The sequence below is a fragment of the Prosthecobacter sp. genome (assembly GCF_034366625.1).
GTDB lineage: Bacteria > Verrucomicrobiota > Verrucomicrobiia > Verrucomicrobiales > Verrucomicrobiaceae > Prosthecobacter.
This window is the reverse complement of sequence record NZ_JAXMIH010000030.1, coordinates 71,139-93,873: the sequence shown is the minus strand read 5'-3', so window position 1 is coordinate 93,873 and position 22,735 is coordinate 71,139. Positions and strand designations below refer to the sequence as shown.

The window sequence follows — 22,735 nt, the reverse complement described above, 5'->3', positions numbered from 1 at the left end:
CCTGTCCCTGCGTTGTATCGCCCCACATGCCCGCCACCACCTTGATCGACGTTCTTGTCCGCACCGCCACCAGCGCCGGATGCGAGGAGCCCACCCGCCTGCGCCACGCCCTCGAACTCGCCGCAGACAAGCGCCAGCCACTCCTGGATGCCGTCGTGGACAGCAGCATGGTCGATGAAGATCGCTTTTTCGCCCAGCTTGCGACCGGATTGGGCATGCCCTTCTCCGAAAATGGCATCGCCGATGCCGCTGAAGGCCTTCACAGCCGTTTTCCGGCCAAGCTGGCCCTGCGCCACCGCATTTGCCCTTCAGAGGTCGCCAACGGTGAAGTCACCATTCTTACCTACAATCCCTTCGACCTCAGTGCCCGTCAGGCCGTCGGCCAGGAGCTGCGCAAACGCGTCCACTGGCAGATCGCGCCGCGTCATCGCATCCTCGAAGCGCTGCATCAGGGCTACGGCGTCGGTGCTGAAAATTTCGAAGAACTTCTCGAAGGACGTGAAAGCGGGGATGACCACGACGACCTCAAGCAGGAGGTCAACGTCCTCGATGAAGCAGACGAAGAGGCCACGGTGATGAACTTCGTGAACCAGGTTTTCCGCGAAGCGCTCAAGGAACGCGCCACCGACATCCACGTCGAGCCGCTGGAGCGCGACCTGCGCATCCGCTACCGCGTCGATGGCAAGCTGCTCGAAGTCCCCGTGCCACCGAACATGCGCCTGCTGCAATCCTCGCTCATCTCGCGCCTCAAAATCATGGCGAACCTCGACATCGCCGAACGCCGCATGCCGCAGGACGGCCGCATCAACCTCGAACTCGATGGCGAACCCATCGACGTGCGTGTGGCAACGATCCCGAGCGTCAACGGCGAATCCGTCGCGCTCCGTCTGCTCACGCGCAAAAAATTCGACATCATGTCCCTCGGCCTTGATCCCGCCACCGAGGCGACGATTCGCAAGCTGCTCGCCGCGCCGAACGGCATCATCCTCGTCACCGGCCCCACTGGTTCCGGCAAGTCGTCCACTCTTTATACCTTCCTCAAGGAACTCAACACCAAGGAGCGGCGCATCGTCACCATCGAGGATCCGGTCGAAAACAAGCTCGATGGCATCATCCAGATCGCCGTGAAGCCGGAGATCGACCTCACCTTCGCCGCTGGTCTGCGCAGCATCCTGCGTGGCGACCCGAACGTCATCATGGTCGGTGAAATGCGCGACCAGGAGACGGTCGAAATCGCCATCCGCGGTGCCTTGACCGGTCACTTGGTCTTCTCCACGCTGCACACCAACGATGCCGTCGGCGGCATCTCCCGTCTGCTCGACATGGGCATCGAGCCGTTCATGATTTCATCCTCTGTGCGTGCCTTCCAGGCCCAGCGCCTCGTCCGCACCCTGTGCAATCTCTGCAAGCAGCCCGCGCACCACGAAGACAGCCACCTGCGCACCATCGGCTTCCCGCTGGAGTGGAAAAACAAGCTCTTCAAACCCGTCGGCTGCCGTGCCTGCCGCAACACCGGCTTCACTGGCCGTCTCGCCATCATGGAGATCTGCCTCATGTCCGAAGCTTTGCAGGACAAGATCAACAATCGCGCCAACAGCATGGAACTCAAAGCCCAGGCTCTCAAAGACGGCATGGTCCCGATGCGCCAATACGGCTTCCGCAAGGCATCCGAAGGCGTCACCACGCTGGAGGAAGTCATGACCGTGACGGCTGCCAGTGAGTAAGATTGAAATCCACACTCGCTGAATTAACAGAGCGCCATGCCCGCATTTACCTACACAGCTCTCACTGCAACCGGACAAACAATCACCGGATCGGTTACGGTAGGATCCAGAGCTGAGGCGTTTCGGAATATCGAGGCACAGGCGCTGACGCCGGTGAAGGTCACGCAGGAGGAGAAATCCGAAACGGCGAAGGCGAAAGCGGACGCGGCGGAAGGTCCGGTGAAGTTGAAGCGGGCGCAGTTGATCTTGTTCACGGAAGAACTCGCCGATCTGCTCGATGGCGGCCTGCAAATTGATCAGGCGTTTCGCATCATGCAGGAGCGGCAGGAAGCCTCTGCCCTGCGGCGCATCTCGACCACGATGCGCAATGAACTGCGCGAAGGCTCGACTGTGGCGAAGGCTCTGAGAAAAGCATCGCCAAGCTTCGATGATCTTTACTGCAATCTCGCCGCCGCCGGTGAGGTCAGCGGCTCTCTGCCGAGCATTTTGCGTCGTCTCGCGACCAATCTGGCCGTCATGGCCGATCTTCAGGCCAAGGTGACCCAGGCGATGATCTACCCCGCCTTTCTCATCGGTGCCTGCGTGGTTCTCATGGTCGTGTTCATGACCTTCATGGTGCCGCAGATCATGGATTTGATGGGGAAAAACGGCCAGCAGCTTCCTGCGGCCACGCAGTTGCTCATCAGCTTCAATCATTTCTTCGGCCAGTGGTGGTGGGCCATTCTTGCTGCCATCACCGCCATCGTTCTGACCTTCCGTGGTTACATTTCCAGCCCCGCAGGCCGCCTGTGGTGGGACGCCACCAAACTCAAGCTCCCGCTGTTCGGAGCGATCATGTCCATGCGCTTCTACGCGCAGTTTGCGCACTCCTTGGGCAACCTGATCACCAATGGCGTGCCGCTGCTCAACAGCATCCGCCTCGTCTCGAAGATTTCCGCCAACGTCTTCATCCAATCGCTGCTCGCCAAAGTCACCAACCTCGTTTCCGAAGGTGCTCCGCTGTCTTCGGCCTTGCGCAAGGTCGGCAGTTTCCCGCTGTTGCTGGCCGACATGATCGGTGTGGGCGAGCAAACCGGCCAGCTTGGCAAGTCGATGGAGAAATGTGCCATCCGTTACGACAAGGAGCTCGACAAGCGTATCAAGCGCATGACGGCGATGATCACGCCCGTCATCCTCATCTTCATGGCCATCATGGTCGGCACCGTGGCCTACTCCATCGTCGCCGCCATCGCCCAAAGCGTCACCGGCATCCGAGGTCAGTGAAACCTTCGGCCAAAAAATCTGTTAATCCCTCTCAAATCCTGTTAAAAACCTCCCGCAGCCACCCCTTCCCCATCTCCATGAAAATCCGCCCATCGCACACCTCTCTCCGCGCCGGTTTCACCCTGATCGAAATCGTCATCACGCTCACGATCATTGCCATCCTGGCCTCCGGCTCGATTTACCTGCTCAAAGGCCAGATCGACTCCGCCAAGGACACCCGCGTGGACAGCGACATCCAAGCCATCGGTCTCGCCCTTCAATCCTACGAATCCCGCGCCCTGCGCATGCCCACGACCGAGCAAGGCCTCAAAGCCCTCGTCGAAAAACCCACCATGGAGCCAATTCCTGAAAACTACCGCGCTTTCATGGAAGAGATGCCCAAAGACCCATGGGGCGCCGAATACAAGTACCGCTTCCCCGCCCAGAAATCGAAGAAGCCCTATGACGTCTGGACCATGGGTGCCGACGGCCAGGACGGCACCGAGGACGACATGGGGAACTGGAAGAAGACCGCGACGAAGTAAATGAATGCCGAATGCCGAAGCACGAAGACCAGCCATGACGCGAGTGATACCCTCACCCTTCGTCATTCTGCCTTCATTGATTCGCTTCGCTCCCCTCTGGGCTCCCTTCGGTCGTCTGTCTCGCTTCGCTCGGCTCGTCGTTCCACCGGCTTCACTCTCGTTGAGATCGTCATCGCCCTGACCATCGTCGCCGTTCTCGCGGCGGCGACGGTACCCATGTTGAAAGGCTTCCGGGAGGAGCGTCTCGCACGCGAACCAGTCACCGCGCTGGTCAAACTGGCCCGTGAAGCACGCATGCGGGCGATGACGGAGAAGCGCCCCTACCAGGTGGCGTTTCATGGCGGCGGCTTCACAGCATCGCGCTACTTCAATCCGTATCTCCAGCTCGCGGAACTGCAGGAGTTCCTCGAAACCGGCGAGAACCCACCGGCGGAGCAGGAAACTTTCGACAAGAACGATCTCGACAGCGGCGGCAGCGTCACCAAAACGACCGAACTGCCTCTCGCCCCGCCCGCGCCGAAGTATGACGAGCACTGGACGGAGAAGTACGAGATGCCGGAAGACATGCAGTACTCGTTGCAGTTCTGGTATGACACCGAACCGCTCTTTCTCGAAGGCGATGCCGTTAAACTATGGGTGTTCCAGCCCAGCGGCATCTGCCAGCCGCTGAAGGTCCACATCGACCGTGAATCCGCCACGTTCGATGTCGAGTTCGGAGCCCTGACAGCAGACATCGTGAAAGAGAGCGTCGATCTACGATGAAAACATCAGCCCACAGACGCCGGAGCGGCTACATTCTGTTTGAATTGGTGATCGCGCTGACCATCTTCGCCATCGCTGCGCTGGGACTGGCAAGGGCTTTAAACCAAGCTGCTGAGACGGCGAACTTGCTCAAGCGCGACCAGATCATCCGCATCGGCATGCGCAATTTTTTGGAGGAAATCCGCCGCAAGCCGATCACCGAGATGAGCACCTCGCAGATGGACACCACGTATGGCGTCACCTACACGAGCAACACGGAGCCGGTGGCGCTGCGCACGACCCGTGGCGACACCCTGAGCGACATTTACAACCTCACCATCACGGCGACCTCGTCTTTCGATGGCGTGCCCGAGGAAGCCACACTGAACGTCTATGTGTACAAATCCGCGCAACAATAGACGGCGCTCTGCCTTCACTCTGATCGAGGTCGTGATCGGCATCACGATCTTGGCCATGATCACAACAACATTGTTCGCGCTTATCCGCGGCTCGGTGCAGACGGCGGCGGAGATCGAGCACGGCAAGAGGGAAAGCGATGCCGTGAACCGCTTCATCGAATTGAGCCGCAAGGCCTTCACCACGCTGCCGAGCACGGCCACGGTCACGCTGAAGATGGTGCAGAACACGGAGCCTATCATTCAAGAAATCACCATCGCTGGCGCACCTGATTGTTTTCCCTTCGGACTCAGTCCCATCAGCCTGAAGGACACCACGCTGCGCATCCGTCCTCATCCCGATGGCCTGGCCGATTCCAATGAGATGCCGCTGCATTACCTCAGCCTCTCACGCGAGGACGTCATTCCACAAACCGATGACCGCCAGACAGGCATCCGCGAAGCCACCACCGGGCTGTATGCACCCGATGAAGAAGGCCGCTACTGGATGCCGCTGCTGCCGGATGTCGTCTCGCTGAAATGGCGCTTCTACGTCGAGAAAGAGGAGACGTGGTATGAGGAATGGAGCAAATCGCAGTGGCCGGATTTGATCGAAGCGCAGCTTGTGCTGAAGGATCGTACCCTGCCCATCCGCATGGTTTACAGCGTTCCTGTTCTTACCATCACCGCAGGCAGAACTCCCGCGCCAAGCAGCAGTTCCAGCAGCAACTCCACCTCCAGCGCCACTCAAACAGGTGGCGGTGGTGGCGCTCCCACGGGTGGAGGAGGTGGCGGCGGCGGCGGTCCAGGAGGAGGCCGTGGTGGTGATGGCGGCGGACGCGGCGGACAAGGTGGCGGTGGTCCGCCTGGAGGAGGCGGTGGCACGCCCGGAGGTGGTGGCAACTCTAATGGTGGCGGCGGAGGAGGCGGCCCTCCACGATGAAAACGTTGATGCTTTCTCGCACCCGCGAATCGGGCTCGGCCCTCATGCTCATGATCTGGGCCATCCTGCTCATGTCCGTCACGGTCATGGGCGTCGTCGAATACATCACCTACAGCGCCGAAGAGTCGAAAATGGCCGCGTATCAATTCCGTGCGCTGCATCTGGCGGAAAGTGGCCTTGCCGTCGGCCTGCACCCGAACATACGGCGTGGTGATCTTGTGTTGAAACAGAAAATCGGCCCGGAGAGCGGTTTCGACGTGGTCATCAATTACGAAGGTGCCCGCCTCCCGATCAACTACGCCACCGACGAGCGCCTGCGCGAGGCAATCTACAATCTCTTCATCTACTGGCAGCTCAATGCCGAGGACGCCGGCATCGCCGCCGATTCGCTGGCCGACTGGGTGGATAATGACAGCAACCAGCGCGCAAACGGCGCTGAGGCGGAGTATTACAAGCAGCTCGGCACCTACGACGCGCCGCGCAACCAAGGCTTCTCCCGCGTGGACGAAATGCTGCTCGTGCGCGGCATGGATGCCGTGGACCGCCGCAAACCCGACTGGCGTGAGTACTTCAGCATCTACGGCGAAGGCCAGATCGACCTGCGCACGGTCTTCAAAGACGTGCTGCTGGCCGTCACCGGTGCCTCCGAGGGCGATGTGACACGCTTCATCTCCGAACGTGACGGGGCCGATGGCATCCCCGGCACCGAAGATGACCGCCGCATCCGCGACGAGGAGGCCTACCAGATTCTCGGACTCAGCGGCGACCGCCTCACCGCAATCAGCGGCATCGTCAATGACGACGACACCAGCCTGCGCCGCATCACCAGCATCGGCTGGGTGGGTGACAAACGCTCCAAAATCATCCTCGTCGTCCGCCGCAATCAGGAAACCGGAGCGGTGACATATCTGGGCAGGATGGAGGAATGACCGCGTTCGCGGAATGACTAATTCCCGAATGAGCGAATGACGAAAAACCATTCGCCATCACATTCGTCATTCGTCATTACTCATTCGTCATTTCCCTGCGCAACTTCCCCCGTCCCCCTACGTTGTAAATGTCCCGCCCAACGATGTCACTCACCGCCGCCACCCTGCTCCTCCCCGCCCCCGATGCCGCCTGGCGTGTGTGGAAACCACGTGCGAGTACCAGCGCTGAGGCAGTGGACAGTCCTTCACAGGCCTCGCATCTCTCCAAACCACTCGTCATCGGCTTGCCTGCCGCTGCCTGCCGCACGATCGGTCTGATCCTGCCGCAAACCGAAAGCGATCTGCTGGAGCAGATCATCGTCACCCAGCTCGAACGTCGTGGTTTCAAACTCGAACAGGACAAAGCGGGCAAAAACTACCGCTGGCACCTCCTCGGCAACCTCGGTGGACAGGCCGTCGTCAGCGTCGATGTCCTTGCCGAGCCTTTCCCCGAATCTCTCGCTGCCGCCCAGGCGAGCGATTACACCGCCGCGCTGCGCCTCGCCCAGCTTCCAGCCGGTCACATCGTCATCATTGAGGAGCAGGGCGATCTCGTTCTGGCCGCCAGCCATCAGGGCAAGCTCTACCACAGCCACATCTTCGCCCAAACGCCTGCTGCCGAAGACAATCTGGCCTTGGAGATCACGCTCGCGCGTCTCAGCATCGAGTCCGATCTCGGCATGGGCAGCATCACCGGTGTCGCACTCATCGGCGCGAGCTTTGAACGCGCGCTGACGACCCGGCTCAGCTCCGTGCTAGACATTCCCGTGCGAATCGTGGCCGATCTGCCGCCGAACACCGCGCTCGACACCCGCACCTGGGGTAGAATGCTTCCGTCGGACATCCGCAGCGCACAGACCGCCAGCGTGCGGCGCGGCAAACTCACACGTGCGCTCGTTCTCGGCGGCATGCTGTATCTTTCGCTCGCCTTCCTCGCCTTCGCCTACCTGCACTTCCAGGAAACCCGTGTCACCAAACTCGCGGAGGAAGTGGAGGCCACCAGCGAGCCTGCCGCCATCGTGCGCAAGGCCAACGAGCAATGGAAAGCCCTCGCACCCGCCATCGAGCCCAAGCGCTACCCGCTCTTCCTGCTGGCGGAGATCAACCGCATCATGCCCGGCAGCGGCATCGTGATCCGCGAATTCGAGGTCAAGGGCAACGAGATCGACATCAGAGGCGAGGCGCGCGATGCCCAGCTCGCCTTCCAGTTCATCGAAGACTTCAAGAAGAACCGCATCCTCAGCCGCTATGTGTGGACGAACCCGCGCCCCGAAGTCAAAGGCACCACCGCCTCCTTCCGCGCCCAAGGCAAGCTGCCTTGAGTTTGTTTCAGCTTTCCACTTTCCCATTTTTTCAGTCCATGGCCCTCGCCCTCACCCAACGTGAAAAAAAGCTCCTCGCTGCCTGCATCAGCGCGCTGGTGCTCATGGCCACGTTCATCATTCTCAAGCAGTTCCTCGACCGTCGCACCGCCGTGCTGGCGAAAATTGCCGCGCTGGAGAGTGAGAAGCGTGAAAACGAAGGCTACCTAGCCGACCGCGACTTTTGGGAAAAACGCTCTGTCTGGTTGACCCAGAACATGCCTGTGACCGAAAGCCTCGGCACCGCACAGGCCCAGCTCCTGGAGGAAATCCAGAACGTCGCGCTCGATTATCAGCTCCAGGTGCAGAAGCAGCAGCTCCTGCCCGATTCAGCCGATGCCAAGGCCAACGCCGCCGTGTATCGCGAAGTTGCTGTCGAAGTGCGCATTCGGGGGGATCAAACCACCGTGCTCGGCTGGCTTGCTTCGCTGCAATCGCCCGAAAAATTCCAAGCCATCAAGCAGCTCGAACTCGAGATCGACGCCAAAGCCAAGGAAAAGACCCCGCAGGTGCTCTGCAACCTCGTCCTCGCACGTTGGTTCAAACCTGAAAACGGACTCTAGCCATGAAAACGCTGCTTTGCCTTCTTTTACCCTGCCTCCTGGCCGTCAGCTCATTGACTGCCCAGTTACCAGCCGATGCGCCGCTGACCACGGCCGATTTGATTCCCCTGCCCTCCGACGAGTTTGATCCCACCCTTCCCGCAGCGCAGGTCACCCCCGATCCCGTTGCCAATGGCGATCCCGATCTGCCCCAGCCCTTCGATCCAGCCAGTCTCACCGCCATCGTCGAAAACTCGCCCTTCACCCGCATCGTCAGCATCTCCGATTCGCTCGTGCTCACCGGCATGGCCTATGTGGATGGCAAGCCTGTCGTCACCATCTTCGACAAGACCGCCAAACAGTCCATCGTCGTCTCAGACGAGCCAAATTTGAAGGGCTGGAAGCTCGTCGGTGCCAAGCCCTCGGAAAAAATCGATTACGCGCAGGCCCAGATCGCCATCGGCGGTGAAACCTTCAGCATCCGCCACAGCTCCCTCACCAAGGACGACATGCGCAAAGACAAAAGCGAACGCCGCGAGGGCGGCCCTGGTGGCCCGCCTCCGCCCGGAGGTGGGGACCGCTTCAGCCGTGGCAGTCGCGGCCCGAGTGAGGAGGACCGCAAAAGATACGAATCACTCTCCGAATCAGGCAAGGAAAAGCTCCGCAATGTGTTCCGGGAAAAGTTCAGCGATGAAAAATTCCGCAACGCGCCCGAGGAAGAACGTCGCAACATCATCAAAAGCGCCGTCGAAAAAATCGAGAAGGATGAAAAGGGCAAACGTTGATCCGCTCCTGCGCCTCCTCCTTCCGGCCCACCACGCTCCCAACCATCTTCATGCATCGCCGTCTCCCCGTTATCACCCTCTCGCTCGTTGCCGTCAGCACCATCGCCTTTGGTCAGACCCCCCCCACTCCGGCTCCCGCCACCCCCACAGCCCCGGCAGCACAGCCTGCTACTCCCGCTGCTGATGGCACCACTCCAGCCGCCCCGCCTCCCGGTACTGTTGCACCCGGCGCTCCAGGCACGGGTTTCGGCCCTGGCGGTGGGTTTCCTGGCGCAGGCCGTGGTGGCTTCGGCACCCGACGCGGCGGCTTCGGTGAAGGTGGCACTCCAGGGATGACCCAAGGCGAAGGCGAAACCTTCACCATCACCGGTGACCTGGTCATGATGCAGTTCGCCGCGAACCCGGTGGCCGACATCCTCGCCATCTACGAAAAGCTCACCGGCCTCACGCTCATCAAGGACACGAACATCTTCGAAGGTGCGCAGATCAGTCTCATCACACCGAAGCCGGTGGCCAAGGACGAGGCCATCAAGCTCATCGAGGCCTCGCTCCTCACCAACGGCTACGCCATCGTCACCGACCCAGGCGGCAAGAGTGCCAAAATCCTTCCTGCGCGCAATCAAAGTGCCAATGCCGTGCAGTTCTCACACGGCGTAAGGTTTTACACCAGCGCGAAGGACATCCCGGACAACGAAAGCATCGTGGCCTACTTCATGAAGCTGGACTTCCTCACGCCTGAGGACGCCGCCACCATGTTCTCCGGCCATGTCGGCCTCGGTGCTTATGGCCGCATCACCGCCGTCACCACGCCGCCCGGCCTGCTCATCACCGAAAGCGCCACCGTCGTGAAGCAGCTCATCAGCATCCGTGAGGCCATTGATGTGGGCGACACCGGCTCCTCCCTCGTCACCAAGTTCATTCCCATCACTTACGGCGATGCTGCCACCATCGCCCAGATCATCCAGGCCACGCTCACCGCCCAGGCCCAGGAAAAGGAAACCAAGGGCGTGAACACCATCCGCGGCAGTGCCGCCAGCGATGGACGTGAAAATCGCGGTGGCGACAACAACCAGCAGCAACAACAGCAGCGGCAGCAGACACCGACGCAACCCATCTTCATCAACGGCGTCCAGGTCAATCCCAACGCCCAGATGCCGCAGCCCAGCGCCCAGGTCGTCGCCGACACGCGTCTGAATCAAATCCTCGTCGTCTCCTCTCCCGGCGACTACACCTACATCGCCAGCCTGATCTCCGAATTCGACAAGCCGCTCGAAGTTGCTGAGCCCTACGAGCGTCGTCTCAAATACGCCGCCGCCCTCGACGTACTCAGTGCCGTCGCCGATCTCCTTCAGGAGGTCAGCACCGGCACCACCCAGCTCCCCGGCGGCGGCACCGTGCAGCAGCAGCAGCAGCGGGCGCTCGCCAGCAACAGCAGCCAGCTCCTCGGTGGCCGCACCACCACCGGCACCCGTGGCGGCACCGTCGGCAGCACCGCAGGGGCCGCCGCCTCCGACACCGCCACCACCGCCACCACCGGCATCGGCTCCCGTGCCGATGTCATCTCCGGCCCCACGGAAAATAACGCCCCTGTCTCCGTCCTCGTCGGCAAGACCCGCATCGTCGCCGACCCCATGTCGAACTCCATCCTCGTTATGGGCCGCAAGGAGGACATCGACAAGACCAACAGCCTTCTCGACAAGCTCGACCGCAAGCCCGCCCAGGTCTATCTCGCCACTGTCATCGGCCAGCTCACCCTCACCGACGGCATGATGTCCGGCATCGACTACATCTCCGGCCTCAGCCGGGCTGGAGACGGCACCAACTTCACCGCCGGTGGCTTCACCAACCGCACTGACACTCTCGGCGGGGCCAACGGCGTCGGCCGGGCCATCAACGACATCCGCAACAATTTCATCACCACGCCTTTCGGCCCCACGACCGGCCTCAATCTCTACGGTGCCATCGGCGACAGCCTCGAAGTCTTCGTCACCGCCCTCGAAACCAACAACAACTTCAAGATTCTCTCCAGGCCCTCCATCTTCGCCCTCAACAACAAAAAGGCCACCATCACCTCCGGCCGCCAGATCCCCGTCCCCTCCCAGCAGACCACCATTGCCAACAACAACGCCGCAGGCTCCACCACCACCACCATTGAATACCGCGATGTCGTGCTGAAGCTCGAGATCGTTCCTCTCATCAATGAGGATGGCGAAGTCACTCTCACCATCGCCCAGGTCAATGACACCGTCGTCGGCACCCAGCTCGTCGTGCCCAATGAAGTGCCCATCATCGGCACCGAGCAGCTTGTCACCACCGTCACCATCCCCGACCGCAACACCATCGTCCTCGGCGGCCTCATCTCCGAGGAAAACACCATCGACAAGCAAGGCCTGCCCATCCTCGGCAGAATCCCCGGCCTCGGCAAACTCTTCCGCACTGACACCAAGAACAAAGTCCGCAAGGAACTCGTCGTCTTCATCCAGCCCCAAGTCGTCGTCGACAACCACAGCGTGCGTCAGACCTCGCTCAATGAAGATTACCGCACCCAGATCGGTTCCGAGGCCGCCCAGCGCTTCCCGCAAGTCGCTCCCATTCCCGCCGCCGAACCTGTGGAGGTCGAGAAGAAGAAAAACTTCTTCCAGCGCCTCTTCAGCCGCGACAAGAAACCGTAGTGAGAGTGGGAGCAGGTCAAGCCGCCAACGGTCAAGGTGGTCAAGCGTCGTATCTTGACGATTCCTTGACCTCTTGACCTCTTGATCGTTCACTGCGCCGCTTGCACGCCACGCTCCACACCCTCCACCTCGTCGAACCCTTCCGCATCGCCCACGGCACCTCCGCCACGCGGCAGGTGCTCCGCGTCTCGGAAGGTGATCGCATCGCCGAGGCTCCCTTCGTTCCCTACTACGGCGAAGATCCGCAACAAACACTGGCCGTGTTGAATCAAGCCGTGCTGCCAGCGCAACTTCCGCGCACCGCCGCCCTCGCTCTCAATCTCCTCCGTCACGACATCGTCGGCCACGCCACAAGCCAGAACCTGGCTGCTTCGGCCAGACTCAAATTGGGACCACCCACCCGTCCCGCGCCTCCTGGCTGCCGCTCCTTCAGCATCCCCGACGATCTCGCCGTCTTCGCCGACAAAGTCAGCGCCATTGCCAAACAATTCCGCGTACTCAAACTCAAGCTCGGCTCCGGCGATCTCGGACTCGACATCGCCACCGTCTCCGTCGCACGCTACGCCGCGCCTGAGGCCGACTTGATTCTCGACGTCAACGGCGGCTGGGATCTCCACGAGGCCGCGCTCATGATTGAAAAGCTGGCCCACTACTCGCCCGTCCTCATCGAGCAGCCGATTCACCATCGCCATGGCATCGACGCCTGGGAAGAACTCCGCGCCAGTCTCCCCGGCAACCCGCCGCCCATCTTTGCCGACGAAAGCGTGCAAACCGCCGCCGATATTCCCGCACTCGCCGATTTCATCGATGGCGTGAACATCAAGCTGCTGAAATGCGGCAGCTTCGACGCCGCCATCGCCATGATCGAAACTGCACGTGCGCATAGCCTGCAAATCCTCCTCGGCTGCATGATCGAAACCAGCCTCGGCACCACCGCTGCGGCCCACCTCGCCCCCTGGGCCGACTGGATCGACCTCGACGGCCACTTCTACGTCGCCAATGACGACTTCACCGGCATCGAGTATGATGCGCACGGCACTCTCCTCATGCCGGACCGACCCGGCATCGGAGCCATCCCACGATGAACGCATCTCTTCTTCAAACCGTCGCAGAACGCCACCTTCCCGCCGCGTTCGACCTCCTGCGTCGCCTCGTTGCCATCAACAGCTTCACCGCAAATCCTGCGGGCGTCGATGCGGTCGCACAACTCACTGCCGAAGCCTTCGCTCCACTCGGCTTCGATGCCGAACTCGTCCCCTGCTCCATTCCCGGCACCGGCCACCATCTCTTCCTCACCCATCGCGGCGCTGGCGGTGATCCCATCGTGCTCGTCACGCATTCAGATACCGTGTTTCCCCCTGAGGAAGAACAGCGCAACGATTTCAAATGGGACAAGCGTCCCGATGAAGGCCGCATCTACGGGCCCGGCACCGTCGATATCAAAGGCGGCACCGCCTTGATCTGGCTGATGCTGCAGATCCTCCGTGACTGCGCGCCCGAGGTCTTCGAGAGTGCTCACTGGCTCATCGCCGCCAACGCCGCTGAGGAAGTCATCGGTGACGATTTCGCCCTCACCACCATGCGACGCTGCGGCGGCAGAGCGCGTGCCGTGCTCGTCTTTGAAAGCGGTCCGGTCGATGCCCAAGGCTGGCACATCGTCACCTCGCGCAAAGGCCGCAGCACCTGGCAGCTCACGGCGGAAGGCAAAGCCGCGCACGCCGGCAGCAAGCACCACGAAGGCATCAACGCCATCGACGCCATCGCCCGTGTGCTGCCCGACATCGCCGCACAGACCAGCGCCGCCGACGAACGCACCGTGAACCTCGGCATGATCCACGGCGGCACCGTCGTCAATCGCGTCCCGCATGAGGCCGTCACCGAATGGGAATGCCGCGCCACCGCGCCCGCCGCGCTGCAGCAGGCCGATGATTTCTTCGCAACCCTCAGCGGCACCGCCGCGAATGGCGCGAAGCTCATCGCCGAACGCACCGGCCACACTTCCGCCTGGCCCGGCAGCGTGGAATCCGAAGCACTGTTTCATCTCTGGCACGAAGCCGCCGCCATGATGAATCTCACCGCCGTCTCCGTCCCACGCGGTGGCTTGAGCGATGCCAACCACCTCTGGCACCTCGCCCCCACCCTCGACGGCCTCGGCCCCCACGGCGGCAACGCCCACTGCTCCGAGCGCACCGCCGACGGCTCCAAGCTGCCCGAATACGTCGAGCTGAGTTCCTTCATCCCCAAGGCCGTCATGAACGCCCTCGCGCTCCTCAAAGTAGTTTCGAGCTTTAGCTCGTGAGTTCCCTCAAGCCCAACCCGGCTTGCGTCATGCAGCCCAGGAGTGCCGAGCGCCAGCGAGTGCTCTCCTGGGACTTCACGTCAAACACGATCCCACACGGATCACGAACCCCACCGGGGTTCCGTCACTCGAATGTCCCTACGTCGCCGCCATCGCTCCTGACGGGACCGCGTTGCAGTCCGGGAACATCACGGGTGAATAGGACCGTGTGCCCAAGGGAGCCTCGCCAAAGATCGACCCCCTTGGGCTGCATGACGGAAGACCGTTGGTTTTCAAAGACCCAACGAGCTGCTGCGAAGCCGCGAAGCGAACCTCATGACTACATTCACAGCCCCTTCGCCAGCGTCTTCACACGCAGCAGAAACATGTCCGCCGTGATGTAGAGCGTGCTGCGATCCTCGCCGCCAAAGGCGCAGTTCGCCGTCGCCTGGCCGGTGAGGATGCTGCCGAGGTGCTTGCCGCTCTTGTCGATGATCAACACGCCGCCGGGACCAGTGGTCCAGATGTTGCCGTTCGTGTCCACCTTCATCCCATCGCAGCCGCCCTTGCGTGCCGCGCTCTTGAGAGGGTGCGCGTTGAAGAAGACACGGCCATTCTTCACACTGCCGTCGTCTTGTAGATCATAGGCACTCACGCGCGTGTGCTGTGGGTCCGAAATGGCGATGTAGAGCGTCTTTTCGTCCGGGCTCAGGGCAATGCCATTCGGAAAATCAATGTCGCTGATCAGCAGCGACACCTTGCCCGCCGATGTGAGCGCGTAGATGCCATGAAAAGCCAGCTCCGCCGCCGCTCCGCCTTTCTTCAAGCCGTAGGGCGGATCGGTGAAGTAGATCGTGCCGTCCTTCGCAATGACGAGATCGTTCGGGCTGTTGAAGCGCTTGCCCTCATACTTGCCCGCCAGCGGCGTGAAGCGGCCGTCTTTCTCCAGTCGCGCGATGCGGCGCTCGCCGTGCTGGCAGAGAATCAGATTCCCCTGCGCATCCACCGCCAGCCCGTTCGAGCCTTGCCCGGTGGGATCGATCAGGCTGCCACTCGGCTTCAGCACCACCTTCGCCGCCGTGTCGCCTTCCTTCCAGCCAAACACCGTGTTCTCCGGCACATCCGAGAAAACGATGCCCCCATCCCGCCACACCGGCCCCTCCGACCAGTTGAACCCCGACGCCAGCACCTCGATCTTCGCCTCCGGCGCAATCAACGCATCCAGGGCCGGGTCCAGTCGTTCGATGGAGCCTTGAAACGTGGGAACGGGATCAGCAGCTAAGGCCGCGAAGGAAAAGACGACGAACAAACCGAGCGTGCGAGGAATCATGGTGAGGTGGTTGAGTTGAGTGCGCAGTAAACGAACTGCCTGCGTCATCTCTCCAATGAAAATGCCTGCGTTGAAGCGTCCGGTTGCATTCGCCGTCGTGATTGCCACTTGAAACCATTGGCGGCCCCCGCCTATCTGGCCGTCAGTCAAACCGCATGAGCGATTCGCCCGCCGCACCGAAAACTTGCCCGCAATGCGGCAAAGCCCTGCCTGCCGAAGGTCCAGACGGTCGCTGTGCGCAGTGCCTCTCGTCCGCAGCCCTCCAGCCTTCGCAGCTCGACACCGCTCCTCTCGATCCAGACGCCGCCACCCTGCCATTATCCGGGCCACATCCGACACTTTCGGAAGACAACAACAACAGCGACATCCCGCTGCCGGAGGAACTCACCGCACTGCTGCCGAAGGACAACTACTCGGTGGAAAGTTTCCTCGGTCAGGGTGGCATGGGCGCGGTTTACAAAGGCACGCAAGTGCGCCTGCAACGCCCCGTGGCCATCAAGATCATGCGGCGTGATCAAGCCAAGGACCGCGGCTATGAGGAACGCTTCCGCCGCGAGGCACTGGCGCTGGCGAAGCTGAACCATCCAAACATTGTCAGTGTCATCGACTACGGTGAAGCGGGGCCGGACTACCTCTACATCGTCATGGAGCTTGTCGATGGCGCGGATTTGGTGGGCGTCATCCGCAGCGGCCAGATGACGCAGGAGATGGCGATGAAGCTGCTGCCGCAGATTTGTGACGCGCTTCAGTTCGCGCACGACCACGGCATCATCCACCGTGACATCAAACCCAGCAACATCATGCTCACGCGCGATGGCCGGGTGAAGATGTGCGACTTCGGACTGGCCAAACGCTATGACGTGGACAGTGACTTCCGCACCAAGGCTGGCACCGGCATGGGCACACCCGACTACGCGGCGCCGGAGCAGTTCAATGCCGCCGGAGTGGTGGACCACCGTGCGGACATCTATGCGCTAGGCGTCATGATCTACCAGATGATCACCGGTGACCTCCCGCGCGGCGCGTGGAAGCCACCGTCGCAACGTCCTGGAGTGGTTCCGCAATGGGACGCCATCGTGTCCCATGCGATGGAACCCAATCCGAATGACCGCTACGCGCGGGCCGATGAGGTGAAAACGGAGGTATCCCGGATCATGCTCACGGACGCTGTGGAGCAAGCGCCCCGCCTGCCTGCCAAAAGCCCAACAGGCGCAACGCCCGCCCTACAGTCGAAATCAAAAACACTGCGCCTTGTCAGCATCCTCAGCGCAGCGGTCGTGATCACGGCGGGAGTGTTCTTCGTGTTCGACAAGCCCTCCGCATGGTTTGCAAAGCCCCGCTCCTCACCTCCACCACTCCCCGTCTCCCAGTCTTCAGCAACTCCCGGCACCATTCCTTTCATCCTCACTTCTGCCGACTACCAGTGGTCAGCGCCCATGAACCTCGGGCCGATGGTGAACAGCGCCAAGGATGAACAGGGCGTGGCGATCACCGCTGACGGATTGGTCCTCACCGTGCAGTCCGCACGCTTTCATCCCGAGGATTTGGTTGAATGCACGCGTCGCACTCCGAGCGAGCCATTTGGTGAAGCCCGGCCGCTCGACGAGGTGAACACAGACAGAGCCGAGACCAATCCTTGGATGAGCGCGGACGGCCTCACCTTGCTCTACAGCGCTTCGCAGGGACCGGACCACCAAGGCGGGCCATCCCTGGACATCTACCAAAGACAGCGCCGTGATCGAAGCTCGCCTTGGGGAGAACAGACCCATTTGGGCACGCTGGTGAACGTTCTCGGCCTCGATCTCGCCCCCAGCCTCTCTGTTGATGGCCTCACACTGCTGTTCATCTCCGACCGGCCCGGAGGACATGGTTGGTGGGACGTCTGGCGCAGCAGCCGCCAATCACTCACTTCACCTTTCGAGCAGCCCGAGAACTTGGGCACCGGAGTCAACAGCACCGGCACCGAGCGGCAGGTCTTCCTGGCCTCTGACAATCGCACGATTCTCTTCATGCGGAATGCTGCCAATTCCGCTGACCTGTCCCCATCGGTTCTATTCATGGGCGTCCAAGATGAACACGGCAGTTTCAGTGCCAGTCCCCTCGACTGGCCGATCAAAGGCAAGGTCGCCACCCCCTGGCTGTCACCCGATGGCCGCACCCTCTGGTTCGCCTGGGATGGACCCGGCGGTCAGGGCGGCATGGACATCTGGCAGATCCAGCGCGTGCCGAAGCGTTGAACGCTCCGTGATGAGCTGCGGGCAAAGTGCTTGCTGCTTGAGGGACAGCCGCCATTTCGCCCTGACATTCCAAACGCGGCACTGCAAGGAGGCTTGCGGAAACGTCGCCAGCCAGCTCCACCGCTTGAACTCCAGCAAACCCGACCGCGCAGATGCTGTTATGCCCAGCGTCATCAGGTTTTGTGATTTCCCACAGATTCAGACAGTCCGCAGATTTCTTTCCTGACTCATACAATCTGTGGGTTGTCTGAATCTGCGGGACCAAACGGCTTTTCACAAATCATGCTGATCGGAAATATGACAGGCGGCTAGAGCCGGGCGATCATGCGTCATCTCCATTGGCAGCGATCTCGCGCTCCATCTCCTCCCGGTGCGTGCGCGCATAGTTCCACGCATTGGCGAGATCCTCGGCGGTGAGCGAGGGGTAGGCGGCCAGCAGTTCCGCATCCGTCCTGCCACCGCGTCGCAGCGCTTCGAGCAGCCAGACGGCGATGCGTGTGCGGCTGATGCGCGCCGAACCTCCGCAGATGTTGTCCTGAAAGTCGATGCCTGGGTGCGCATCCGCCACCTCCTTCGCCACGAGCGAGAGGATGCGCACTTGGTCCAATTTGCGCAGGTGGAGCACCGCGTCGCGGACATCATCGAAGCTCGTCGTCATGCTGAGCCTTATCGGCGGCCACTCAAACTTTCCGGCGAGAAAAGCTTCTGTCCCGCCAAGAGCTTGAAACTTTGCCCATTCCGAATCCTCCAACCAGTCCATTTCCGTGTCCATGTCCAGGTAGCACTCGATTTGGTGACAGACCAGCCGGTCGCCGCGCAGGACGATCGTGCCCACATGCCAGTAAGTTTCGCAGCGTGCCCACCGGTCGCCTAGCTTTGTGCGGGGCTGGTGCTCACAAAAGGGCCGTCTGCTACGGGCCGCATTAATCTGTTCGTTTGTCATCCAACTGAGCAATGCTTCCCAACGGAAGGCATAATCCGCCCGCAATGCCTCCAGCGGGTCTTTCCCTCGCTGATGCAGGCCATAGGCCCAGGTCAGAGCCGTGGCCATGTCCGTTTCGTGAAAAAGGTGGAACTCCTCCAGAAATTGGCATACGGGCGAGCAGCCATTCATGAGTTGAAAGGTATCCATCAGGATCCGCTGCGTCTTGCCGGTGAATGATTCGTAAACCAGAAAGCCGGGCTGATCCTTATTGATCTCTGTTGTGGCGAAAGCCTCGCGTGTCTCTGGCGGAAGCACGGTGTCCAGAAAGGCAAACACTCCGCGTAATGGGAGTGGCAGGTCGGTGAGCGTGATCATGATCGTTGTGAGACGGAATTAGAACGGCATCCTCGGCGGGGCGGTGGCCCACATCAGCTTCACTTCTTCGGGGGTGAGGGCGTAGGCTTGGTTGATGAGGTCGCTGAGAGTGCGCTCGATGGTCAGCGTTTCGGCGGCGAGGGTGCGGGCGGGGTCGATGCTGCGGGTGTGCTCGGCACGCAACGCGGCGAGGCTGGCGGCGGTGAGGGGCTGGCTTTTGCCGCGCAGTTTCTTCACTTCGGCGATGAAGGCGTCGGAATCGAGGTCGGTGAGGGCCGCCAGTTTCTGGCTGGGCTTCTCGATGGCGTATTCCACGCGCAACCAGTCGAGCACGGTGTGCTGCGTCTGCTGCTGGCTCGCGGTGATGTCGATGAGGCGGCGTGCGGCAGTTTCGACGGCGGCACGGATCGCCGCGGTGGGTTCGGCGATGGGCAACGCTTCCATGAGGAATCCAAGCGGTGAAAGCGCTTCGTCCTTCATGTGTGGGAGGTAACGCCAGTTGTGCCACCACATCAGCGGCGAGTTCAGCACGGCGAGAAGGTAAAGATCGTCGCAGGTGATGAAGAAGGTCTTGTTGTTCCCATAGAAGCCCTTGGTGTCCAAGGCATAGCACGGATGAAACTGAATCTCTTGGTAGCTGATCTTCGGCTTCTCGAACTCACGCCAGTAGTCGATCGAGTCTTGAATCTCGAACCACTTGTAGGTGCCTGCTTTGCGGCCTGGCCATTCGCCTCCAGTCCAATCATTGGGCTTGGGTTCAAGCTGTTGCTTGAACTGCTCCAAGTGGCACTTCACTCCGGGATAGGCGTCGATGTCGATACCTCGGCGCGTGAAGATGATCCACGTTTCGGCCCACTCCGATTGCCAGCGGTTCACGTCCTGCCCGCGCAGGTAGGGATGAATGATCTCACTGCTCTTGGGATCGGCTTTGACGATGTCGTTCCTTGTCTTGGAGTCGATGAGGAATGCTTCATTACATCCCGTGACGATGCCGCGAAGCGGCTTCACGCCTGCGAAGCTTTTGAGCGGCTTGCCGGTGCTGCGTATCTTTTGAATCAAACCGGAAACCGCCTGCGGTTCCAATTGCCAGCTTTCCACGCCGAGCTGTTCGACATCCATCTCCGCGCCTTCCTTCTCGATCTGCACGCTGAGGTCGTCGATGCGGAGCTGCTCGCGGGGGATGGTGCAGAGGCGGGCGGTCTTGGGCTTGTCTTCGCTGGTGGGTTTCTCGGCGACGATGATGCAGGGGAAGACATCGGCCTCCTCGAAGATTTGCTTGGCGTGGCCGAAGTCCACGACGCTGCGCACCCAGGCCTGATCACGGAAGAAACGGCGCAGCGGCTCGCCGTAGCCGGCCTTCATCCATTTGTTGGTGACGATGTAGGACATGAGGCCGCCGGGCTTCAACACGCGCAGGCCCAGCTCATAAAAGTAAACGTAGAGGTCGGCCATGCCGTGGTAGCTGGCGTAGTGCGCTTCGAGCCAGGGCTTGAAGGGCGTGAGGAGTTCCTGCCGCACATAGGGCGGATTGCCGACGACGACATCGAAGCCGCCCTGCGCGAAGACTTCGGGGAAGGCGGTCTGCCAATCGAAGGCTTTGGGATGCACGGCGGGGTCGCTGATGATGCTGTTGCCCTCGCGGATGCTGTGATCAAGACTGGTGAGCAGCTTGCCATGCGCGGCGGTTTTGATCCACAGGCTGAGCTGGCAGATTTGGATGGCCTCGGCGTTGAGATCGACGCCGTAGAGGTTGTGCTGGAGGATCTGGCGGTCGAGATCAAAGAGCGTGCGGTGGCCGCGCAGCTCCTCCAAGCGGGCGTTGGAGATTTCGTAGAGCGCGTGGAGCTGATCGAACGCCTCGATGAGGTAAGCGCCGCTGCCGCAGGCGGGATCGAGGATGCGGAGGGTCTTGAGCACTTCCTGCCAGGCTTCCCAGAAGCGGATGAGCGCCTTGCGCTGCGGCTCATTGAGCGCGGCGAGGTCGTAGGCATTGGGATCGGTCAGCGTCTTCCGCGCCGTGGCGACGGCTTCCGCCGCATGTTTCACACGCAAAGCCTCGAAGCGGACTTTCACCACGCCGCCCAGCGCTTGCTCGACGTTGTAGCGCGTGATGAACGCCGGTGTGTAGAACGCGCCTTCCTTTTTGCGGCGAGTCTTCGCCTGCTTTTCATCCACGGTGCCGTAGGTCATTCCCAATTCCTGCCGCAGACGCTCCAGTTCGGTGATGGACTGCTCGAAGATGTGGCCCAGGATGTCCACGTCGATGACGGGATGGATTTCCTGCGTGTCGTCGGCCTCGGCCATCTCACGCGCGGGGCGGTAATCGTATTCGGCGAGGTCGCGGAACAGGGCGCAGACATCATCGGGCACGGCGAGCGTGTCGAGGCCCGCGTCATGCGCAAAGAGGCCGCCGTTGTAGGCGGGAATCTTCAGCCCGGCATTGCCAACATCAACGGAGCGGAACAGGCCGCGAAAGTTTTCCCAGATGGGCCGGGGATGGTAGGGATCGTGGTGCTCGAAGGCGCAGCGGACGGTGTTCGGCGGCAGCAGGACGCGATCCTCGCAGAAAGAGCAGAACAGGATGCGGTCGAGCAGCTTCTGGGTGCAGCGCAGGATTTCCTCCGGCGGCACCGTGGCATTGGCGCTGCGGAGCTGGACGAAGACCTGCTGGCGGATGTCGGCGTAGAGCGCGTAGAACTGATTCGTCAGTTCACGTCCGGCGGACTCGGACGAACGCAGCAAGGCGTCGAGGTGACAAGCTCCCGACTCCGGCACGACGCGCGCCGCACCGAGCAGGAAGACGAAGCGCATCAACAACGCCGCATCGCTGGCGAGTCGCGTGGTCTCGAAGCGCTCGTAGGTCTGCTGGTTCGAGCCTTTGTGATACAGCCGCGTCTCCCGCATGGAGGTGACGATGATCCAGTCACACGGTAGATTGATCGCATACCGATACGCCTGATCGACCGCGGACATGCGGCGTCCGGCGAAGGGGCGTTCCAGCGGATCGCGTGTCCCCTTCCCCTCAACGGCGACAGTGAACTTCTTCGACTCGCTGGTGAAGCGCCCGAGCGCGGCATCGGCGAACTGACCGTCCACCTCGACATGCGTCTCGCGCAGCAGCGTGAAGCTGTCGCCGGGGCCCGCGGGGCCGGTGTAACCAAGAAGCTGGCCGAAGATGTCCGTGAGGAACTCGGGCAGCAGCGCGGTTTCTTTGAAGGTGTCTGCTTTACCCGAAGCGATGAGGTCCGCCCAATGCTGGAGGCGGGGGCGCGCTGTCTCCACAGCATCCGGCAGCGTGAAGGCATGCACCTGCTGACGGATGAGCTCGGGATTGAACAGGGGCTTGGTTTCGACGGCCATGAGGAGAAGCGGCGATGATGGCAGGCTGTGCCGAGAGCGCACGGGCAAAGTTGCTTTTCGCGATCAACAGGCGCGGAGCCCGAGCGCTCGAAGTCGCAAAGGAAACTGGCGTTCAGCAAGCTCGGGAGCCTCGCCAGCCAAAGCGTCCTGGCACCCAGCAAAGTCGGGAGCCTCACCGGCCAAAGCGGCGTGGCATCCTGAAATCTCCCAGATGTTGGCAGCTAAAGAGCGGTGATGCTCCCCACTCTCCGAGGTGTCGCCAGCCAATAGGCGGCGACATCCCCCATGCTCCCAAGTGTCGCCAGCCAATGG

Annotated in this window: 17 protein-coding genes; 14 read left to right on the top strand and 3 right to left on the bottom strand. The window is 61.4% G+C overall.

Features of this window, described 5'->3' with window-relative positions:
- Nucleotides 1-26: 26 nt before the first annotated feature.
- The 13 genes from U1A53_RS26795 (at nt 27) to U1A53_RS26735 (ending at nt 14,217) form a co-directional block, all read left to right on the top strand.
- Entirely contained in the window at nt 27-1,724 is a 1,698-nt protein-coding gene (locus tag U1A53_RS26795; RefSeq protein ID WP_322285001.1) for a GspE/PulE family protein, read from the top strand.
- 36 nt (nt 1,725-1,760) lie between these two features.
- The gene (locus tag U1A53_RS26790) at nt 1,761-2,987 is read left to right on the top strand and encodes a type II secretion system F family protein (protein WP_322285000.1); all 1,227 of its coding nucleotides are present in this window, start codon (nt 1,761-1,763) and stop codon (nt 2,985-2,987) included.
- A 77-nt stretch (nt 2,988-3,064) separates the two neighbouring features.
- Nucleotides 3,065-3,511, top strand: a complete 447-nt coding sequence (gene gspG, locus U1A53_RS26785) for a type II secretion system major pseudopilin GspG (RefSeq protein ID WP_322284999.1) — start codon at nt 3,065-3,067, stop codon at nt 3,509-3,511.
- A complete protein-coding gene (locus tag U1A53_RS26780) occupies nt 3,512-4,273 on the top strand; it encodes a type II secretion system protein (protein WP_322284998.1) in 762 nt (253 codons plus the stop codon).
- Nucleotides 4,270-4,671 (top strand): prepilin-type N-terminal cleavage/methylation domain-containing protein, encoded by a 402-nt coding sequence (locus U1A53_RS26775; protein WP_322284997.1) that lies wholly within the window; start codon nt 4,270-4,272, stop codon nt 4,669-4,671. The genes U1A53_RS26780 and U1A53_RS26775 overlap by 4 nt, the downstream gene beginning before the upstream one ends.
- Before the next feature lie 55 nt (nt 4,672-4,726).
- Entirely contained in the window at nt 4,727-5,590 is an 864-nt protein-coding gene (locus U1A53_RS26770) for a hypothetical protein (protein WP_322284996.1), read from the top strand.
- A gap of 50 nt (nt 5,591-5,640) precedes the next feature.
- Complete coding sequence (locus U1A53_RS26765; protein ID WP_322284995.1) at nt 5,641-6,519, top strand: type II secretion system protein GspK; 879 nt, start codon at nt 5,641-5,643, stop codon at nt 6,517-6,519.
- A 143-nt stretch (nt 6,520-6,662) separates the two neighbouring features.
- Nucleotides 6,663-7,880, top strand: a complete 1,218-nt coding sequence (locus U1A53_RS26760; protein ID WP_322284994.1) for a hypothetical protein — start codon at nt 6,663-6,665, stop codon at nt 7,878-7,880.
- 38 nt (nt 7,881-7,918) lie between these two features.
- Complete coding sequence (locus tag U1A53_RS26755; RefSeq protein ID WP_322284993.1) at nt 7,919-8,482, top strand: GspMb/PilO family protein; 564 nt, start codon at nt 7,919-7,921, stop codon at nt 8,480-8,482.
- A 2-nt stretch (nt 8,483-8,484) separates the two neighbouring features.
- Nucleotides 8,485-9,246, top strand: a complete 762-nt coding sequence (locus U1A53_RS26750) for a hypothetical protein (RefSeq protein WP_322284992.1) — start codon at nt 8,485-8,487, stop codon at nt 9,244-9,246.
- 50 nt (nt 9,247-9,296) lie between these two features.
- Nucleotides 9,297-11,918 carry a secretin N-terminal domain-containing protein gene (locus U1A53_RS26745; protein WP_322284991.1) on the top strand — a complete coding sequence of 874 codons (2,622 nt, stop codon included), beginning with the start codon at nt 9,297-9,299 and terminating at the stop codon, nt 11,916-11,918.
- Between the two features lie 101 nt (nt 11,919-12,019).
- Nucleotides 12,020-13,003 carry an enolase C-terminal domain-like protein gene (locus U1A53_RS26740; RefSeq protein WP_322284990.1) on the top strand — a complete coding sequence of 328 codons (984 nt, stop codon included), beginning with the start codon at nt 12,020-12,022 and terminating at the stop codon, nt 13,001-13,003.
- A complete protein-coding gene (locus U1A53_RS26735; RefSeq protein ID WP_322284989.1) occupies nt 13,000-14,217 on the top strand; it encodes a M20/M25/M40 family metallo-hydrolase in 1,218 nt (405 codons plus the stop codon). Before U1A53_RS26740 ends, U1A53_RS26735 begins: the two co-directional genes overlap by 4 nt.
- Before the next feature lie 325 nt (nt 14,218-14,542).
- On the opposite strand, the gene U1A53_RS26730 is transcribed toward U1A53_RS26735, so the two are convergent.
- A complete protein-coding gene (locus U1A53_RS26730; RefSeq protein ID WP_322284987.1) occupies nt 14,543-15,526 on the bottom strand; it encodes an SMP-30/gluconolactonase/LRE family protein in 984 nt (327 codons plus the stop codon).
- A 155-nt stretch (nt 15,527-15,681) separates the two neighbouring features.
- Here U1A53_RS26730 and U1A53_RS26725 point away from each other — a divergent pair, with 155 nt between their 5' ends.
- Entirely contained in the window at nt 15,682-17,763 is a 2,082-nt protein-coding gene (locus tag U1A53_RS26725) for a protein kinase (RefSeq protein ID WP_322284985.1), read from the top strand.
- 322 nt (nt 17,764-18,085) lie between these two features.
- On the opposite strand, the gene U1A53_RS26720 is transcribed toward U1A53_RS26725, so the two are convergent.
- Together U1A53_RS26720 and U1A53_RS26715 are read right to left on the bottom strand one after the other, a co-directional pair.
- Nucleotides 18,086-19,063, bottom strand: a complete 978-nt coding sequence (locus U1A53_RS26720) for a DUF433 domain-containing protein (RefSeq protein ID WP_322284984.1) — start codon at nt 19,061-19,063, stop codon at nt 18,086-18,088.
- An 18-nt stretch (nt 19,064-19,081) separates the two neighbouring features.
- Complete coding sequence (locus U1A53_RS26715) at nt 19,082-22,423, bottom strand: N-6 DNA methylase (RefSeq protein ID WP_322284982.1); 3,342 nt, start codon at nt 22,421-22,423, stop codon at nt 19,082-19,084.
- Nucleotides 22,424-22,735 lie beyond the last annotated feature (312 nt).

Coding starts and splice junctions, on each gene's coding strand:
- U1A53_RS26780 (WP_322284998.1), top strand. CDS start 3,512: ATGAATGCCGAATGCCGAAGCACGAAGACCAGCCATGACGCGAGTGAT.
- U1A53_RS26750 (WP_322284992.1), top strand. CDS start 8,485: ATGAAAACGCTGCTTTGCCTTCTTTTACCCTGCCTCCTGGCCGTCAGC.
- U1A53_RS26725 (WP_322284985.1), top strand. CDS start 15,682: ATGAGCGATTCGCCCGCCGCACCGAAAACTTGCCCGCAATGCGGCAAA.
- U1A53_RS26745 (WP_322284991.1), top strand. CDS start 9,297: ATGCATCGCCGTCTCCCCGTTATCACCCTCTCGCTCGTTGCCGTCAGC.
- U1A53_RS26720 (WP_322284984.1), bottom strand. CDS start 19,063: ATGATCACGCTCACCGACCTGCCACTCCCATTACGCGGAGTGTTTGCC.
- U1A53_RS26775 (WP_322284997.1), top strand. CDS start 4,270: ATGAAAACATCAGCCCACAGACGCCGGAGCGGCTACATTCTGTTTGAA.
- U1A53_RS26760 (WP_322284994.1), top strand. CDS start 6,663: ATGTCACTCACCGCCGCCACCCTGCTCCTCCCCGCCCCCGATGCCGCC.
- U1A53_RS26765 (WP_322284995.1), top strand. CDS start 5,641: ATGATCTGGGCCATCCTGCTCATGTCCGTCACGGTCATGGGCGTCGTC.
- U1A53_RS26770 (WP_322284996.1), top strand. CDS start 4,727: ATGATCACAACAACATTGTTCGCGCTTATCCGCGGCTCGGTGCAGACG.
- U1A53_RS26795 (WP_322285001.1), top strand. CDS start 27: ATGCCCGCCACCACCTTGATCGACGTTCTTGTCCGCACCGCCACCAGC.
- gspG (WP_322284999.1), top strand. CDS start 3,065: ATGAAAATCCGCCCATCGCACACCTCTCTCCGCGCCGGTTTCACCCTG.
- U1A53_RS26790 (WP_322285000.1), top strand. CDS start 1,761: ATGCCCGCATTTACCTACACAGCTCTCACTGCAACCGGACAAACAATC.
- U1A53_RS26735 (WP_322284989.1), top strand. CDS start 13,000: ATGAACGCATCTCTTCTTCAAACCGTCGCAGAACGCCACCTTCCCGCC.
- U1A53_RS26715 (WP_322284982.1), bottom strand. CDS start 22,423: ATGGCCGTCGAAACCAAGCCCCTGTTCAATCCCGAGCTCATCCGTCAG.
- U1A53_RS26755 (WP_322284993.1), top strand. CDS start 7,919: ATGGCCCTCGCCCTCACCCAACGTGAAAAAAAGCTCCTCGCTGCCTGC.
- U1A53_RS26730 (WP_322284987.1), bottom strand. CDS start 15,526: ATGATTCCTCGCACGCTCGGTTTGTTCGTCGTCTTTTCCTTCGCGGCC.